Below are 15,755 nucleotides of genomic sequence, written 5' to 3'. Positions count from 1 at the left end.
GGGGATGCATCAGCAGCGACATCGTGATCGTGGGGGCCCACGAGAACAACTTGAAATACGTCGACGTGCGCATCCCCCAGGAGAGGCTGGTGGTCTTCACTCGCGTCTCCGGATCGGGCAAGTCGTCCCTTGTCTTCGACACCATCGCGGCCGAGGCGATGCGCCGAGTGGAACGAGACGCCGACCTGGCGCCGCTGCTTCGGCTGCTCCTCGTCCGCCTACTCCTTGTCACGCTGCCCTGGACAGCACCCTGGCCGGCCGGAGCATCGCCGACGGTCGACCCACCCATCGCCGGGAAGATCCAGCAGGGCCTAAAGCGGATCGCCGACCTGGGCCTGGAGTACCTCAACCTGAACCGGGTCAGCACGAGCCTGTCCGGCGGGGAGACCCAACGACTGAAGATGGTCCGGTCGTCGTCAAACACGACAAGGGCGTCATCGAGATTGCCGACGAGGTGATCGACATGGGGCCGGCCGCCGGCCGCCGGCCGTCAGGGTGGCCGGGTCATCTTCCAGGGGCCCCTGCCCGAGCTGCTGCGCCAGCACACGCCCACCGCGGACTACCTGAACCGGCATACCCCATCAAGGAGCACCCGCGCCCGGACCAGAGCACGGGACCAGCTCGCGGTCCACGCCGGCCACATACATCGGCATCTTCGATCGGATCCGCTCCCTGTTCGCCAAGGCGAACGGGGTCGGTGCACGCTACCGTCCGGGAAGCGCTGAGCCACCGGCTGGACGGCCGCACGATTTTGGACGTGCTCGCAATGACGGTCGCTGAGGCGCTGGAGGCGCGCGGGGGCGTCTATGCCATGGACGAGCCGACGACCGGCCTGCACGGCTGCGACGTCGACCTCCTCCTGGCATTGCTCAATCGGCTGGCTGGTCGACCAGGGGAAACACCGTGATCGTCGTGGAACACGGCCTGGACGTCATCCGCCGAGCGGACGGGGTGATCGACCTGGGACCGGCGGCGGGAAGCATGGCGGCGCGGTCGTGCGATTCCCGTCAACGACATTGCCCGACAACCGAGATTGCCAGATGAGGGAGTGCGAATGACCGTCGTGACCGTTCTCGGAGGAACCGGGAAGACCGGAAGCAATATCACCAGCAGGCTGACCGCCCTCGGCTACGACGTCCGCCCGGTGTCGCGGTCGACCCCCATCCCCTTCGACTGGCAGAACCCCGCGACCTGGCCGGCCGCGGTGCACGACGCCGGCGCGGTGTATGTGATCGCGGACGAGAGCCACGGTGGAGTCGACCGGCTCGGCGCCTTCTTGGCCTTGAGCCGGGAGCGCGGCGTGCAGCGCGTGGTGCTGCTCTCGGCTCGCGACTGGATCGACACCGACCGGGAAGCCGGGTTGGCGCGCGAGCAGCTGGTGCGGGAGAGCGCATTGGTATGGACGATCATCCAGCCGGCCTGGTTCGCCCAAAACTTCACCGCCCCGGGCTACTTTGCCGACGGCATCCGGCAGGGGCGGATCCTGCACTGCAGCGACGGCGGCCGGTGCCCCTTTGTGGATGCCCGGGACATCGGGGCGGTCGCGACGGCGGCCCTCGTCGAGCCGGGGCACGACGAGAAGGAATACGCGATCAGCGGGCCGGCAGCGATCACCATGACGGACGTCGCGGCGGCGATCGGAAGCGCCCTGGGCCGAGAGGTGACCGCGGTCGAGGTCGAGCTGGATGTCTATCAACGTCACCTCGCCGACCTCGGCTACCACCCCGAGGCCATCCACGCGATCACCTATCTCGATCGGGCCATGCGCGCCGGCGAACTTGACTACGTCTCGGACGGGGTCTCGGCAGCTACTGGGCACTCGGCGACCCCGTTCGCTACCTTCGCGCGAGACCACGCCGATATCCCGGAGTGGCGGGAAGCGACATAGCGGAGGAGGATGGCGGGCAAGGGGCCAACTGGCCGCTCAGGTGAGCGCGTTTCCCCCGGTTTGCGTAAGTTTTTGGTCAGCAAAGGGTAAATTCCGTCGTTTGGCTGTGGATAACCCCGGTTTCGCCTCGCGGGATCGGTAACCGCGCTCTAGTGTCCCGGGGCAAGAGCGGTCGAGTCGGTCGGCCGCCGGTCCGGGGTTCGGGGGTGGCCGTGCAGGCGATCACGACGATCGAGACCGAGGTGCGCGAGCTGATCCGCGCCTCCGAACTCGACCCGGTCCGCGACACCGAGCAGGTCCGCACGCTGATCCGCGAGCAGGTGGCCGACTATGACGACCGCTGCCTCGGCTCCTCCCTCCCCCGCGTCGGCGACCCCGAGGCCGCAACCAAGGCGGTTTTCGACGCCGTCGCCGGATTCGGCCCGCTGCAACAGTATTTCGACGACGTCGAGATCGAGGAGATCTGGATCAACACCCCCAGCCGCGTGTTCGTGGCCCGCGGGGGCATGGCCGAGCTGACCCCGACGATCCTCAGCGACGAGGCCGTGCGCGACCTCGTCGAGCGGATGCTGAAGTCCTCCGGCCGGCGCGTCGACCTGTCCTCCCCCTTCGTCGACGCCGTCCTGCCCGACGGCTCTCGACTGCACGTCGTCATCCCCGACATCACCCGCCAGCATTGGGTGGTCAACATCCGCAAGTTCATCGTCAAGGCAAACGCCCTCGACGACCTGGTGCGGCTCGGCACCCTGACTCCGCAGTCCAGCCGCTTCCTCGAGGCCGCGGTCGTAGCGGGCCTCAATATCCTGGTCGCCGGTGGCACCCAGGCGGGCAAGACGACCCTGCTCAACTGCCTGTCGGCGGCGATCCCCCCGCGCGAGCGGATCGTGACCTGCGAGGAAGTGTTTGAGCTCAAGATCCCGCAACGCGATGTCGCAAGCATGCAATGCCGCCAACCCAGCCTCGAGGGGACCGGCGAGATCCCGCTGCGCCGGCTGGTCAAGGAGGCGCTGCGGATGCGCCCCTCGCGGATCATCGTCGGCGAAGTGCGCCAGGCCGAGAGCCTGGACCTGCTCATCGCCCTCAATTCTGGCCTGCCCGGGATGGCGACCCTCCACGCCAACAGCGCCCGCGAAGCGATCGTCAAGATGTGCACCCTGCCGTTGCTGGCCGGGGAGAACGTCGGCGCCCGCTTCGTGGTGCCGACCGTCGCATCCTCCATTGATCTCGTCGTGCACGCAGCGCTGGAACGTGACGGCGTGCGGCGGGTGCGCGAGATCGCGGCGGTTCCCGGGCGGGTCGAAGGCGATGTCGTGGAGATGGCCGACATCTATGTCCGCCGCGGTGGCCAGCTGGAGCGCGCCGACGGCTTCCCGCCCCACCTGGAGCGATTCGAGGCCGCTGGCTTCGACGTCGCCGCGTTGCTCCGGCCGGCCGCGTGAATCGCCATGAGCGGCATCACGATCGGCTTCATCCTCGGGCTCGGCCTCTTCCTGATCTGGTGGTCGTGTTGGGTGCCCGAGGAGGCGCCCCAGACGACGGGCGCCAAACGCACGTGGATGGACCGCATCGGCGATGACCTGATTCAAGCCGGGTATGCCGCGATCGGCCCGCGTGCGCTCGTCGCCACGTGCGTCCTGCTCGCGACCTTCACGTTCGTCGTGGTCACCGGCTTTGTGAAGGTCGCCTCCATCGGCGGCTGCTTCGCCGTCCTCCTCGGGATCGCCCCGATCGGGCTGGTGCGGGCCAAGGCGCGCAAACGGCGCGCGGGATTGCGCGAGGCCTGGCCGGATGCCGTCGACAACATCACCTCCGGGGTGCGCGCAGGGCTCGCCCTGCCCGAGGCGCTCGCCCAACTCTCGACGCGCGGCCCCGCCCAGCTGCGGCCTGCCTTCCGCGGGTTCGCCGAGGACTATCGCACGACTGGCCGTTTCCACGACAGCCTTGACCGGCTCAAGGCTCGATTGGCCGACCCGGTGGGCGACCGGCTCGTCGAGTCGCTGCGGATGGCCCGTGAGGTCGGCGGCAGCGACCTCGGCCGGCTGCTGCGCACCCTCTCGGGCTTCTTGCGCGAGGACGCCAAGATCCGTGCCGAGATGGAGACCCGGCAGTCATGGACGGTCAACGCCGCCCGGCTGGCCGTCGCTGCGCCCTGGGTTGTGCTGGCGATGCTCTGCACCCGTCCCGAGGCGGTGCAGGCCTATGCCTCCCGCGCCGGCACCCTCGTCCTCGTCGGTGGCGGGGTCTGCACGGTCATCGCCTATCGGCTGATGGTGCGAATCGCGCGGCTGCCCGAGGAAGACCGGGTCCTGGGATGAGACCGCAATGACCGTCAACCTGCTCGACTTCGGCCTCGGCCGCGCCGGCGGCCTAGCCGGCCTCGGCATTGCGCTCGGGCTGTGGGTGATCTGGCGACGCGTGCCCGCCCGCCGACGCCCCACCCTGGCCGCTCGAATGAGTCCCTATCTGTCCGAAGACGTGCGCTACTCGCGACTGCGCGAGCGCCCGATCGCCAGCCCGGCGGGCGTTCTCGCCGTCCTCGGCCGGCCGGTCGTGGGCGACCTGGGCCGCTGGGTCGAGCGCGTCCTCGGTGGTGCCGACTCCGTGCGCCGGCGGCTGCTGCGCGCGGGCCAGGCCCCCGACGTCGACCGTTTCCGCGCCGAGCAGGTGCTGGCCGGAGCGCTCGCCGGGGCCCTCGGCACCATCGTCGGCCTCAGCGCGATGTTCGGCCAGGGCGGTAACCCGGTTCCCTTCCTGCTGCTGATCGGGCTCAGCGTGGCCGCCGGCGTCGTCGGCTGGGATCAGTGGCTCACCCGTCGGGCGGTGCGCCGCGAGCAGCTGATGCTCGAGGAGTTCCCCACCATCGCCGAGTTGCTCGCGCTCGCCGTGGGCGCCGGTGAGGGGGCGGTCGGCGCCCTAGAACGCGTCTGCCGACTCTCCCGCGGCGAGTTGGCCGGCGAGCTCGGCCGTTGCCTGGCCGATGCCCGGGCCGGCGCCAATCTGCCCAATGCCCTCGAGGGTCTGGCCGAGCGCACCGGGCTGGCCTCGCTACGCCGATTCGTCGACGGCATCGTCATCGCCGTCGAGCGCGGCACCCCGCTCGCCGAAGTCCTGCGCGCCCAGGCGCAAGACGTCCGCGAGGAGAGCCGGCGGGCCCTGATGGAAAAGGGCGGCAAGAAGGAGATCGGGATGATGGTCCCGGTGATCTTCTTCGTCCTCCCGGTGACGATCCTCTTTGCCGTCTATCCCGGTTTCACGTTCCTGAAGTTCTCGATGTAGGCCCCCGCCCGCACCGTGCGAGCGGACAACACCACCAGGAGGAGAAATGACAACGCAGCTGATCAAGGCGCACATCCGGATGACCACGGCGGTCCGCAGAGCCCTTCACCCCGAGCCCGCAGCCAACCGCGACGCCGAGCGCGGCGACGTCCCCGGCTGGGTGTTGATCACGATCATGACCGCGGCGATCGTTGCGGCGTTGTGGGGCTTCGCGGTGACCAACCTGCCCAAGATGTTCGAGGACGCGATCAACAGCGTGAAGTCCTAAGGCGATGTTCCGCTCCCGCACGGTTGGCGCGGGCGCGGGCGGGCGGTGGAGGCAGGCCGAGCAGGGAGCGGCCGTGGCCGACTTCGCGATGGTCAGCGGGCTGCTCATGCTGATCTTCGCGATGGTCTTCCAGCTCGGGTTGACGCTGCATGTGCGCAACACGCTGATCTCGTGTGCGGCCGAAGGCGCCCGGCTCGGGGCTCGCGCCGACGCCCAACCCGGCGACGGCGTGGCTCGGGCCCGAGATCTGATCGGTCTCTCGCTCTCCAGCCGCTTCGCCCAGGACGTCACCGCGTCGACCAGCGCCGTCGACGGGGTGGCGGTTGTCGTCATCCGCGTCCAGGCGCCGCTGCCGCTGATCGGTCCGTTCGGGCCGAGCGAAGGCTTGGACGTGGTGGGCCGAGCGTTCCAGGAGCGGCAATGAGCGGGCGGGGGCGCGGCATACGGAATGAGGAGGGCAGTGCCGTCGTCGAGTTCGTCTTCCTCGGCGTCATCCTCCTGGTGCCACTGATCTACCTGACGATGATGATTGCCCGCGTCCAAGCCGGCTCGTATGCCGCCACGCAGGCCGCGCGCGAGGCCGGCCGGGCGTTCGTCACCGCCGAAAGCGAGGATTCGGCCAGCGGACGAGCGCGCGCTGCCGCCGAGATTGCCTTCGCCGACCAAGGCTTTGGCGGCGGGGAAGGCACACTCGGGATCAGCTGTTCGGCGTCGCCCTGCCTGACCCCGCAAGAACGGATCGACATCAGCACCCAGGTGACGGTCCCACTGCCGTTCATCCCCAGCTTCGCCCGCGACGTGGTTCCGCTCGAGGTCCCGGTGAGCGCGACCCACGTCGTCATCGTCGACCGGTTCCGCGGTGAGTGACGTGGCCGCACGCGTTCCGCCCCGCCGCGCCGGAATCCGGTCGATGCTCCTCACTGCCCGGCGCCCGGACGAGGACGGCACGATTTCGCTGCTCATCCTCGGGCTCTGCGTCATCGGCCTGGTGCTCATCCTCGGGGGCATCACGGTCACCAGCGCCCAGCTGACCCGGATGCGACTGCTCGATGTCGCCGATGCGGCCGCCCTCGATGCCGCGGACAACATCACCGATGGTGTCTACTCGAGTGGGATCGGCGACGCTGTCCCACTCTCTAGCGCCAGTGTCGTTGAGTCGGTGTCGAACTATCTCGGCTCACGGGCGCTGCCGGACCGGATGCGCAGCTGGTCTCTCGCCTCGGGCACCGGCAGCCCCGACGGGACCACTGCTGTTGTCGTGCTGACCGGGACGGCCGAGTTGCCGGTCCTGACCCCGGTGCTCGACGCCGTCGGCAGTTCGGTCACGATCACCGTCGAGTCCCACGCGCGCGCCGATGTCGCCACTCCCTGAGGGAAACCGTCCGCTCACCAAACGCCTGCCGCCTAGGCACTCCGTCACAGCAGCAACATACGCATCTGTGTTCGTATCGCCTTTGCTGGCGCTTCTCGGGCTCTTCATCCGCAGAGAGGAGAACCGAACTATTTTCCACGTGTCCCCAAAGTCTTCGACATGAGGCCGGAGAAGACATCGACTAGCCTCATTGAAGGCCCCCCGAGATTCGTGACGGAGTTGTCAAACCGCCTACACTTCTGGGGGCTCCCGTCGGCACCCAGAAACGAGCAGCTTCCCCATGGACTTGCAGGGTTACCTCCTGATCCTTCGCAAGCGATGGCCGATCATCCTCACGGCCGTTGTCATCGCCCTCGCCATCGCCGCAGCGCTGACCGCGCTCAGCAAGCGCGTCTATGAGTCGAAGCTGCAGTTCTTCGTCTCGACGTCGGGCGCCGACGACAGCGGGCAGCTGTTGCAAGGCAGCACCTTCACCCAGCAGCGGGTCAAGTCCTATTCCCAGCTGATCGAGGCCCCGAAGGTTCTCGGCCCAGTGGTCGACAAGCTCGGGCTGGACACCTCGCCGGAAGCCCTCGCGGGGCGCGTGAGCGCGAGCGTGCCGACGGACACGGTGCTCATCGATGTGCGGGTCACCGGCGCGTCACCGGACAGCGCCACCGACGTGGCAGCGGCCGTGGGCGAGCAGTTCCCCAAAACGGTGGCCGAGTTGGAGAGCGTCTCCGATAGCAAGCGCAGCCCCGTGAAGGTGACCGTGGTGCAACCGGCCACCTCCTCAGCGACACCCGTCAGCCCGCGTCCGGCGCGCAATGGGGCCCTCGCGCTGGTGCTGGGCCTGCTGGTTGGATCCGCTTTGGCCGTCGCTCGCGACGTCCTCGACACCTCGATCAAGAGCGAGGAGGACGTCAAACGCGTCGCTGACACCACGATTCTCGGGGGTATCCCGTTCGACCCCACGGCGACCAAGTCCCCCCTGGTTGTGCGGGCGAACGCCAAGTCCATCCGGGCAGAGGCCTTCCGCGTCCTGCGCACCAATCTCCGGTTCGTCGACGCCACCGACCACCCCAGATCACTGGTCGTCACCTCGTCCGTGCCCGGTGAGGGCAAGACCACGTCGGCGGCCAACCTGGCCCTGACTCTCGCCGACGCCGGGTCCACGGTGTGCATCATCGAGGGTGACCTGCGCCGCCCGAGGCTGCTCGAATACTTCGGCATGGTCGGCAGTGTCGGGTTGACCGACGTGCTGATCAGCCGCACCAAGCTTGACGACGTCTTGCAGCCGTTCCGCGATGGCCTATTCCTCCTCGGCGCGGGGGCCACGCCGCCCAATCCCTCGGAACTACTCGGCTCGGACGCGATGCGCTCGCTGGTGGCCGAGCTCGAGCAACGCTTCGACTATGTGATCATCGACTCCCCGCCGCTGCTCCCAGTGACCGACGGTGCTGTGCTGGCGACCATCGTCGACGGGGTGATTCTCGTCGTCGGTGCCGGCGTGGCTCAATCGGCGATGCTCGGCCGCGCGCTGGACTCGCTGGAGTCGGTCAACGGCAAGGTCCTCGGCATTTTGATCAACCGCATCGCCCGGCAGGAGTCGTATCGCTACGGGTACTACCGCTACGACTACCGGCCCAAGCCGGGCCGGCGACGCCGGCGTCGTAAGGGGGCGTCGTCCTTCGGTTCCGGTGCACCGGAACCGGCCAAAACCATCGCGATCACGGCCGCAGGCGCGAGCCCGTTGTCGATTGCTAGTCCGGCTGCCCTGCCCGAGGAGCAGAACGCTGAGCCCGCAACCCACTCAGTGCCGTGACCGCCGCCTCAATGTGTTCCAGACTAGGGAGCATCTCCTCTTGCATGCGGTCAAACGCCGCCTCGCCCCGTCGATATGGGTCAGCGATGTCAATCGTGCCTGCCTGTGCCATCACGGACATTCCCCGGTGTTCGTTGGCGATCGCCACCAACTGGGCAACCAGGGACGCTGAGCCACCCCTCGGGGAAGTCAGGTGGTCCCACTGCTCCAGGAGCGCGCTGAAGTCGCGCAGGGCGAAGACCCGGGAGAGGGTTCGTGGGTCGAGCGCCGCGACCTGGTCGCGCTGCTCCCGGGTCGCACTCAGGATGAGGTCCGCGCCGGCGATGATTTCCGAAGTCAACTGGCGCGCCGACCACGGGCCGAACTCACCGACGAGCCGTTGCGCCGCCAAGCGGGCGAGCGGATCCACGTCCGAGCCGACCAGCGCCCCGGTGCCGGCGCTCGTGACGTCGATGCCATGCGTGGCCAACCGATCCCGCAGGACGGCGCTCGCGAACGCCGAGCGACAGATGTTGCCTTCGCACACCAGGAGTATCCTTCCCCCCTCGGGAGGAACCTGCTCGCTCGTCGCCACGATGCCTACCCTACGAGGAGAAGCGCAGTGACCGCGTTGACCTCTCGCTGGGGCCCTGCCGGGCCATGGCCACTCGTTGACGGCGCCCTGTGGGTTTGCGCGGTCCTGCTCGCGACCTTCCTGCGCTACGACTTCGCCATGGAGCCGACGTTCACCATGTCGGTGATGGTCGTTGGTGCCCTCGCCGCCCTGGTCCACCTGGCCTTCGGGCACCTGGTCGGTCCCTACCAAGAGGGCCATGATCGCGGCTCGTTCGGTGAGATCACCGGGCTCGCCAAGGCCGTGGCGCTGACCACGCTGCTCGTGGGCATCGTGGTGGTGGTGGCCGACGATCTCGGTGTGCCGCGCTCGGTGCCCTTCATCGGCGGATTCACCGCCCTCGTGGCCATGTTGGCGGTCCGCAGCACCTTCCGCGCCTGGCACATCCGGAAGCGCTCGCGGGCGGTGCCCGAGGATGCCACGCCGATCATCATCTTCGGGGCCGGCAGCGGCGGCCGCATGCTGGTCCAGGCGCTGCACGACCCGGCTAGTGGCTACCGGCCGGTCGCGCTGCTCGATGATGACCGGCGCAAGTTCGGCCGCCGGATCGGTCCGATGCAGGTCGCCGGCACCAAGGAGGCGTTGCGTGACGTCGCCGAACACACCGGCGCGCGCGCCATCGCGATCGCCATTCCCTCGGCGTCCTCGCCGTTCATCCGCGACATGTCCGCGCGCGCCGACGCGCTCGGATTGCAGGTCCTGGTGTTGCCGTCGGCACGCGAGCTGCTCGGCCGAGTTGGTCCTGCCGACCTGCGATCACTCAATCTCGCCGACCTGCTCGGTCGACGGCCGGTGCAGTTGGACGAAGTCGCCATCGCAGACTCGATCCGCGGCAAGGTCGTCCTGGTCACCGGCGCCGGTGGCTCCATCGGGAGCGAGCTGTGCCGGCAGATCTCGAAATACCAGCCCGCCCGGCTGATCCTGCTCGATCGGGACGAGTCGGCGCTGCACGCGACCCAGCTCTCGCTCACCGGGACAGCGTTGTTGGAGTCCGACGACATGGCGCTGGTAGACATTCGCGATCAGGAGGCCCTGCTCGCGGCCTTCCGGCAAAGCCGCCCGGATGTCGTCTTCCACGCCGCCGCCCTAAAGCATCTCTCGCTGCTCGAGCGCTTCCCGCTTGAGGCCTACAAGACGAATGTGTTGGGCACACGCAATGTCCTGGCGGCCGCCCGCGCTGTCGGCGTCGGGAACTTCGTCAACATCTCCACCGACAAGGCGGCCGAGCCGACGAGCGTGCTCGGCTACTCCAAGCGCATCACCGAGCGACTGACGGCCGGGATCGCCGAGCAGGCCGCCGGCACCTATGTCAGCGTGCGCTTCGGCAACGTGCTCGGCTCACGAGGCTCGGTGCTCGAAACCTTCCGCGCCCAGGTCGAGCGGGGTGGGCCGGTCACCGTCACCCACCCCGAAGTCCGCCGGTTCTTCATGCTGATCCCCGAGGCGGCCCAGCTCGTGCTGCAGGCGTCCGCGATCGGACGCGATGGCGACGTGCTCGTCCTCGACATGGGCGAGCAAGTGCGCATTCTCGACGTCGCCCACACCCTGATCAAACTCTCCGGTCGCCACGACGTTCAGGTCCACTACACCGGGCTTCGCACCGGTGAGAAGCTGGCCGAGGATCTTTTCAGCGGGCCGGAGCAGGCCCAGCCGACGAGCCATGAGCTGGTCAGCCGAGTCGATGTGCCCGCGTTGCCCGCCGAGGAGTTGCCGGGGATCGCCGCCGACGCGGCCGGCCTGACCGGGTGGATGCGCGATGTGGCGCTCGCGACCGAGGTCGCCGCCCCCCGTCCCCGAGGACTGGACTGGTGAGTTCCGCCGAGTCTTCGCTCCCGCACGCGGGCAGCGAACGCATCCAGCTGTCCAAGGCGGACGTGGGCGAGATCGAGGCGCAGCTGGCTCTGGAGGCCCTCCGCTCCGGGTGGGTGGCCCCTCTGGGCCCGATGGTCGACCGGTTCGAGCGCGAAGTCGCCGACCGGGTCGGCGTCGCGGGGGCGCTTGCGCTCGCCTCGGGCACAGCGGCATTGCATCTGGCGCTCTTGCACTCCGGCGCAGGTCCCGGACGGGCGGTGCTCGTTCCATCGATGACCTTTGCCGCCACCGCCAATGCCGTTCTCTATACCGGCGCCACCCCGGTGTTCGTCGACGCCCGCGCCGACGATGCCAATGTGGACGTCGACCTGCTGCTTGCTGCCGTTGGAACGCTGCGCGAGGAGGGCGTCGATGTCGCGGCGGCCGTGTCGGTTGACCTGTTCGGCCGCTCCTGCGACTACTCGGCACTGGCGCCGGGCCTGAGCGCCCTCGGTGTGCCGCTGATCGAGGATGCCGCGGAGGCACTCGGCGCCACGCACGCCGGTCGTGCCGCGGGATCCTTCGGCCAGTCGGCGGCGTTGTCCTTCAACGGCAACAAGATCATGACGACCTCCGGTGGGGGGATGCTCCTGTCGGACGACGCGGACCTGATCACTCGGGCGCGCTATCTGTCCACCCAGGCGCGCCAACCCGCCGCGTGGTACGAGCACACCGAGATGGGCTTCAACTACCGGATGTCCAACGTCCTGGCCGCCATCGGGGTCGGTCAGCTCTCCCGGCTCGATGCCATGATCGCCCGGCGCCGGGCCATCCGTGATCGGTATGCCGCCGCGCTCGCCGACTGGCCCGGCGTCACCTTCCTCGGCAGGGACGCGCACGGCGGTGATGGCGGCGACAACTGCTGGCTGACCTGCCTTGTCCTCGGTCCCGAGATCGCGACGACCCCCGATGATGTGCTGCGCCACCTGGACTCGGCGGGCATCGAGGCTCGCCACCTGTGGAAGCCGATGCACCTGCAGCCCCTCTTTGCCCACGGCCGGATGTTCGGCGGGAACGTCAGCGAGTCCCTCTTCTCCCGTGGGATCACCCTGCCCACTGGCTCGGGCCTGGCCGACGCCGACATCGATCGCGTCATCGACGCGCTCATCACCTACCTGAAGGCACTTCCATGACCGACCGTTTGTCCGGAGCACGTGTAACCATCACCGGAGGCACCGGGTCCTTCGGGTCCACGATGGTCACCGCCTTGCTCGGCCGCGGCGTCGACCGGGTCCACATCCTCTCCCGGGACGAGGCGAAGCAGGACGACATGCGCCAGCGCCTCTCCGACTCGCGGGTGAGGTTCTTCGTCGGCGATGTGCGCGACTACGCGAGCGTCGACAATGCGGTCACCGGCGTCGACTTCGTCTTTCACGCCGCCGCCCTCAAGCAGGTCCCCTCCTGCGAGTTCTTCCCCGACCAGGCGGTCAAGACCAATGTGCTGGGCTCGCAGAATGTCATCGAGGCAGCGCACCGCAATGGCGTCCGCTCGGTGGTCTGTCTCAGCACCGACAAGGCCGTCTATCCCGTGAACGCCATGGGCATGTCGAAGGCGTTGATGGAAAAGACGGCCCAAGCCTTCGCGCGGAACAACCCCGATTCCCAGACCGTCGTTTCCGTGACGCGTTATGGCAACGTCATGTATTCGCGCGGATCGGTCATCCCCCTCTTCGTCAAGCAACTCGGGCAAGGCCGGCCGTTGACCGTCACCGAGCCGAGCATGACCCGCTTCCTGATGTCGCTGCGCGACTCCGTCGATCTGGTCGAGCATGCCTTTCTGCACGCCCGAGCCGGCGATCTATTCGTGAAAAAGGCCCCGGCGAGCACAGTTGAGACGCTCGCGCGGGCCGTCGCTCTCACCCTGGGCCATGGTGACCCGCCCGTCCGCAAGATCGGGATGCGCCACGGGGAGAAGATGTTCGAGACGCTGCTCACCCGCGAGGAACTGCTCAAGGCCGACGATCAGGGCGACTTCTTCCGCGTGCCGCTCGACGCCCGGTCGTTGGAGTATGAACTGTACGTCGAAGAGGGCGAGCATGGCGCCGCCGAGGTGAGTGACTACGACTCCAACACCACCGAACAACTGACCGTGGACTCCACCTGCGATCTGCTGCGCACCCTGCCGGAGATCCAGGGGCTGCTCACCAAGCTGCCCGCATGAAGGTCGTCCTGACCGGAGCCGGCGGCTTCCTGGGTTGGCACACGCGGCTGCGCTTGCACGCGCTCACCGACCATGACGTCGCGGCGGTCGACCGGTCCACCTGGACCCGGCTGCCCGAGTTGGTCGCGCGCGCCGATGCCGTGATTCATGTCGCGGGCGTCAACCGCGGCGACGCCGCCGATGTCGAGTCCGGCAATCTCGAGCTCGCCCGCGATCTCGCGGAAGCGGTCACGGCGGCCGGGCACCCCGCCCGGATCGTCTACGCGAACTCGGTCCAGGACGGCAACGGCACGCCATACGGATTGGGCAAAAGGGGAGCCCGAGAGATCCTGGAGGGGGCCGCAGCCTCGGGGGGTGGCCGGCTCGTCGATGTCCGCCTGCCCAATCTCTTCGGCGAGCACGGCCGCCCCAACTACAACAGCTTTGTGGCGACCTTCGTCGCCGCCGTCCGCGACGGCCACGACCCCCAGGTCGCCGATCGCCCGGTGGGGCTGCTGCACGCGCAAGGCGCCGCGCAGGCGCTCATTGACGGCCTGGCCACGGATGCTCACCGCATCGATCCCGCCGTCACCACGGTGGGCGTGCAACAGGTGCTCGACCTGCTCCACGACTTCAAGCGCAGCTACGATCAGGGCGAGTTCCCCGACCTGTCCAGCCAGTTCCGGATCGAGTTGTTCAACACCTACCGGGCGGCGCTCTTCCCCGACCACTACCCGATCGCCTTGGCCCCTCATACCGATCCCCGGGGGACCTTCGTCGAGACGGTGCGCTGCCGCGGCGGTGAAGGGCAGACGTCCTTCTCCACCACCGTTCCCGGGATCACCCGCGGCGAGCACTATCACCTGAGCAAGATCGAACGGTTCGCGGTCATCTCCGGCCGGGCGCGGATGAGCCTGCGGCGAATGTTCTCGGACGAGATCGTCGACTTCGACGTCTGCGGCGACCAGCCGGCGGCGATCGATATGCCGGTCGGCTGGGTCCACAACATCACCAACACCGGCACCGAGGTCCTGCTCACCCAGTTCTGGAGTCACGAGCTGTTCCGGCCGGATGCCCCCGACACCTTCCCCGAACGCGTTCGGCCACACCCGCAGGAGTCCTGATGCTCAAGGTCATGACGATCGTCGGGACCCGGCCGGAGCTGATCCGGCTCTCCCGCGTGTTGCATCGCCTGGACGCCACCACCGGCATCGACCACGTGCTCGTCCACACCGGGCAGAACTACGACTACACCCTCAACGAGGTGTTCTTTCACGACCTCGGCATCCGCCAGCCGGACCACATGCTCGGGGTCGACACCTCCTCGCTCGGCAGCGTGCTCGGCGGCACGCTCATCGAGAGTGAGCGGGTGATGCTCGCCGAGCGACCGGATGCCGTGCTGGTCCTGGGCGACACCAACTCCTGCATCGCGGCGTTGATGGCCCGGCGGTTGAAGATCCCCGTCTATCACATGGAAGCCGGCAACCGGTGTTTCGACCTCAACGTGCCCGAGGAGACCAACCGCCGCCTCGTTGACCACGTCGCCGACTTCAACCTCGTCTACACCGAGCACGCCCGCCGCAACCTGCTGGCCGAGGGACTGCACCCGCGCCGGATTCTCAAGACCGGTTCGCCCATGCGCGAAGTGCTCGACACCTACCGGAGTCAGATCGAGGCGTCCGATGTGTTGACCCGCCTGGGCCTGGCTCCGCGAGGCTATTTCCTGGTCAGCGCGCACCGGGAAGAGAATGTCGACTCCCCCGACCGGTTGCGGGCACTGCTTGACTGCCTGGTTGCGGTCCGGGACGCTCACGGGCTGCCGGTCTTTGTCTCCACCCATCCGCGGACCCGCAAGCGTCTGGAGGCGCTGCCCGGCTGGACCTCGCCAGAGGGCGTGACTTTCTCCGAGCCCTTGGGCTTCCACGACTACAACCAGCTCCAGTTGTCGGCGGCGTGCTGCCTGAGCGACTCGGGGACGATTGCCGAGGAGTCCGCCATCCTCGGCTTTCCCGCGGTCACCCTCCGGGATTCCATCGAGCGGCCCGAGGCGCTCGACACCGGCGCGATCATGATGACCGGACTGGACGCGGACGATATCGTCACTGCCGTCGACCTCGCCATGGCCACCCGACGCGCTACGGGTCTCGGCGACATCGCTCCGGCGGACTACCTGATCGACAACACCAGTGAGCGGACTGTGAAATACATCTTGTCCACTGCTGGCCGCCACCATGCCTGGGCGGGAATACGCCGATGAGTGTGGATGCGGCGAACGAGCCGTGGGACATTTTGTATGTCTCCTCGGTTCCCTCACGCGCGGAGTTCGACCGAATCCGGTCGGCCCTCAAACCCGGAGTCCAAGAGGTCTCCTACGGCATGGCGGCGGCGAGCTTCCGCTTTCACACCTTGATCATGGAGGGAATGGCGTCGGCGGGCGCACGCGTGACGTCCGTGGTCGGACGCCCGGTCTCCCCCAGATTCCACGCCCCGGTGTGGTGGCCACGGAGCGCGGAACCTGCACGCGGCGGCGTCCGGGTGATTCA

At 68.2% G+C, this 15,755-nt stretch carries 16 protein-coding genes and 1 pseudogene; 16 read left to right on the top strand and 1 reads right to left on the bottom strand.

Going from position 1 to position 15,755, the window contains the following annotated elements:
- Positions 1–8: 8 nt before the first annotated feature.
- From V9G19_RS14130 to V9G19_RS14080, 11 genes and pseudogenes are all read left to right on the top strand, one after another.
- A pseudogene (locus V9G19_RS14130) lies at positions 9–170 on the top strand (DNA excisionase); the annotation flags it as partial.
- A 527-nt stretch (positions 171–697) separates the two neighbouring features.
- Entirely contained in the window at positions 698–907 is a 210-nt protein-coding gene (locus V9G19_RS14125) for a hypothetical protein (RefSeq protein ID WP_462286041.1), read from the top strand.
- A 147-nt stretch (positions 908–1,054) separates the two neighbouring features.
- On the top strand, positions 1,055–1,888 hold the full coding sequence (locus V9G19_RS14120) for an NAD(P)H-binding protein (protein ID WP_462286040.1): 834 nt from the start codon (positions 1,055–1,057) through the stop codon (positions 1,886–1,888).
- Positions 1,889–2,094: 206 nt separating this feature from the next.
- Complete coding sequence (locus V9G19_RS14115) at positions 2,095–3,327, top strand: CpaF family protein (RefSeq protein ID WP_462286039.1); 1,233 nt, start codon at positions 2,095–2,097, stop codon at positions 3,325–3,327.
- Positions 3,328–3,333: 6 nt separating this feature from the next.
- Positions 3,334–4,203 (top strand): type II secretion system F family protein, encoded by an 870-nt coding sequence (locus tag V9G19_RS14110; RefSeq protein ID WP_462286038.1) that lies wholly within the window; start codon positions 3,334–3,336, stop codon positions 4,201–4,203.
- A gap of 7 nt (positions 4,204–4,210) precedes the next feature.
- Entirely contained in the window at positions 4,211–5,164 is a 954-nt protein-coding gene (locus V9G19_RS14105; protein ID WP_462286037.1) for a type II secretion system F family protein, read from the top strand.
- A 46-nt stretch (positions 5,165–5,210) separates the two neighbouring features.
- Positions 5,211–5,432: a hypothetical protein gene (locus V9G19_RS14100; protein WP_462286036.1), complete on the top strand. Its 222-nt coding sequence runs from the start codon at positions 5,211–5,213 to the stop codon at positions 5,430–5,432.
- Positions 5,433–5,505: 73 nt separating this feature from the next.
- On the top strand, positions 5,506–5,856 hold the full coding sequence (locus tag V9G19_RS14095; protein WP_462286035.1) for a TadE family protein: 351 nt from the start codon (positions 5,506–5,508) through the stop codon (positions 5,854–5,856).
- Positions 5,853–6,299 (top strand): TadE/TadG family type IV pilus assembly protein, encoded by a 447-nt coding sequence (locus V9G19_RS14090; RefSeq protein WP_462286034.1) that lies wholly within the window; start codon positions 5,853–5,855, stop codon positions 6,297–6,299. The genes V9G19_RS14095 and V9G19_RS14090 overlap by 4 nt, the downstream gene beginning before the upstream one ends.
- A gap of 1 nt (position 6,300) precedes the next feature.
- Complete coding sequence (locus V9G19_RS14085; protein WP_462286033.1) at positions 6,301–6,804, top strand: pilus assembly protein TadG-related protein; 504 nt, start codon at positions 6,301–6,303, stop codon at positions 6,802–6,804.
- Positions 6,805–7,084: 280 nt separating this feature from the next.
- Entirely contained in the window at positions 7,085–8,608 is a 1,524-nt protein-coding gene (locus tag V9G19_RS14080; RefSeq protein WP_462286032.1) for a tyrosine-protein kinase domain-containing protein, read from the top strand.
- On the opposite strand, the gene V9G19_RS14075 is transcribed toward V9G19_RS14080, so the two are convergent.
- Positions 8,547–9,134 carry an arsenate reductase/protein-tyrosine-phosphatase family protein gene (locus V9G19_RS14075; protein WP_462286031.1) on the bottom strand — a complete coding sequence of 196 codons (588 nt, stop codon included), beginning with the start codon at positions 9,132–9,134 and terminating at the stop codon, positions 8,547–8,549. The two genes, V9G19_RS14080 and V9G19_RS14075, sit on opposite strands and share 62 nt — an antisense overlap.
- A gap of 75 nt (positions 9,135–9,209) precedes the next feature.
- Here V9G19_RS14075 and V9G19_RS14070 point away from each other — a divergent pair, with 75 nt between their 5' ends.
- The 5 genes from V9G19_RS14070 to wecB are packed head-to-tail and all read left to right on the top strand — an operon-like array spanning position 9,210 to position 15,469.
- Positions 9,210–11,033, top strand: coding sequence for an SDR family NAD(P)-dependent oxidoreductase (locus V9G19_RS14070; RefSeq protein WP_462286030.1), 1,824 nt, complete (start codon positions 9,210–9,212; stop codon positions 11,031–11,033).
- Positions 11,030–12,205 (top strand): DegT/DnrJ/EryC1/StrS family aminotransferase, encoded by a 1,176-nt coding sequence (locus V9G19_RS14065; protein ID WP_462286029.1) that lies wholly within the window; start codon positions 11,030–11,032, stop codon positions 12,203–12,205. Before V9G19_RS14070 ends, V9G19_RS14065 begins: the two co-directional genes overlap by 4 nt.
- Positions 12,202–13,233, top strand: a complete 1,032-nt coding sequence (locus tag V9G19_RS14060; protein ID WP_462286028.1) for a polysaccharide biosynthesis protein — start codon at positions 12,202–12,204, stop codon at positions 13,231–13,233. The genes V9G19_RS14065 and V9G19_RS14060 overlap by 4 nt, the downstream gene beginning before the upstream one ends.
- On the top strand, positions 13,230–14,336 hold the full coding sequence (locus tag V9G19_RS14055) for a polysaccharide biosynthesis C-terminal domain-containing protein (protein WP_462286027.1): 1,107 nt from the start codon (positions 13,230–13,232) through the stop codon (positions 14,334–14,336). The genes V9G19_RS14060 and V9G19_RS14055 overlap by 4 nt, the downstream gene beginning before the upstream one ends.
- Positions 14,336–15,469 (top strand): non-hydrolyzing UDP-N-acetylglucosamine 2-epimerase, encoded by a 1,134-nt coding sequence (gene wecB / locus V9G19_RS14050; RefSeq protein WP_462286026.1) that lies wholly within the window; start codon positions 14,336–14,338, stop codon positions 15,467–15,469. The genes V9G19_RS14055 and wecB overlap by 1 nt, the downstream gene beginning before the upstream one ends.
- Positions 15,470–15,755 lie beyond the last annotated feature (286 nt).

It is taken from the genome of Nostocoides sp. (genome assembly GCF_037045025.1).
Lineage (GTDB): Bacteria > Actinomycetota > Actinomycetes > Actinomycetales > Dermatophilaceae > Nostocoides_A.
Note: the sequence above shows the minus strand (reverse complement) of the source record. Positions and strands in the feature narration are given on the sequence as shown.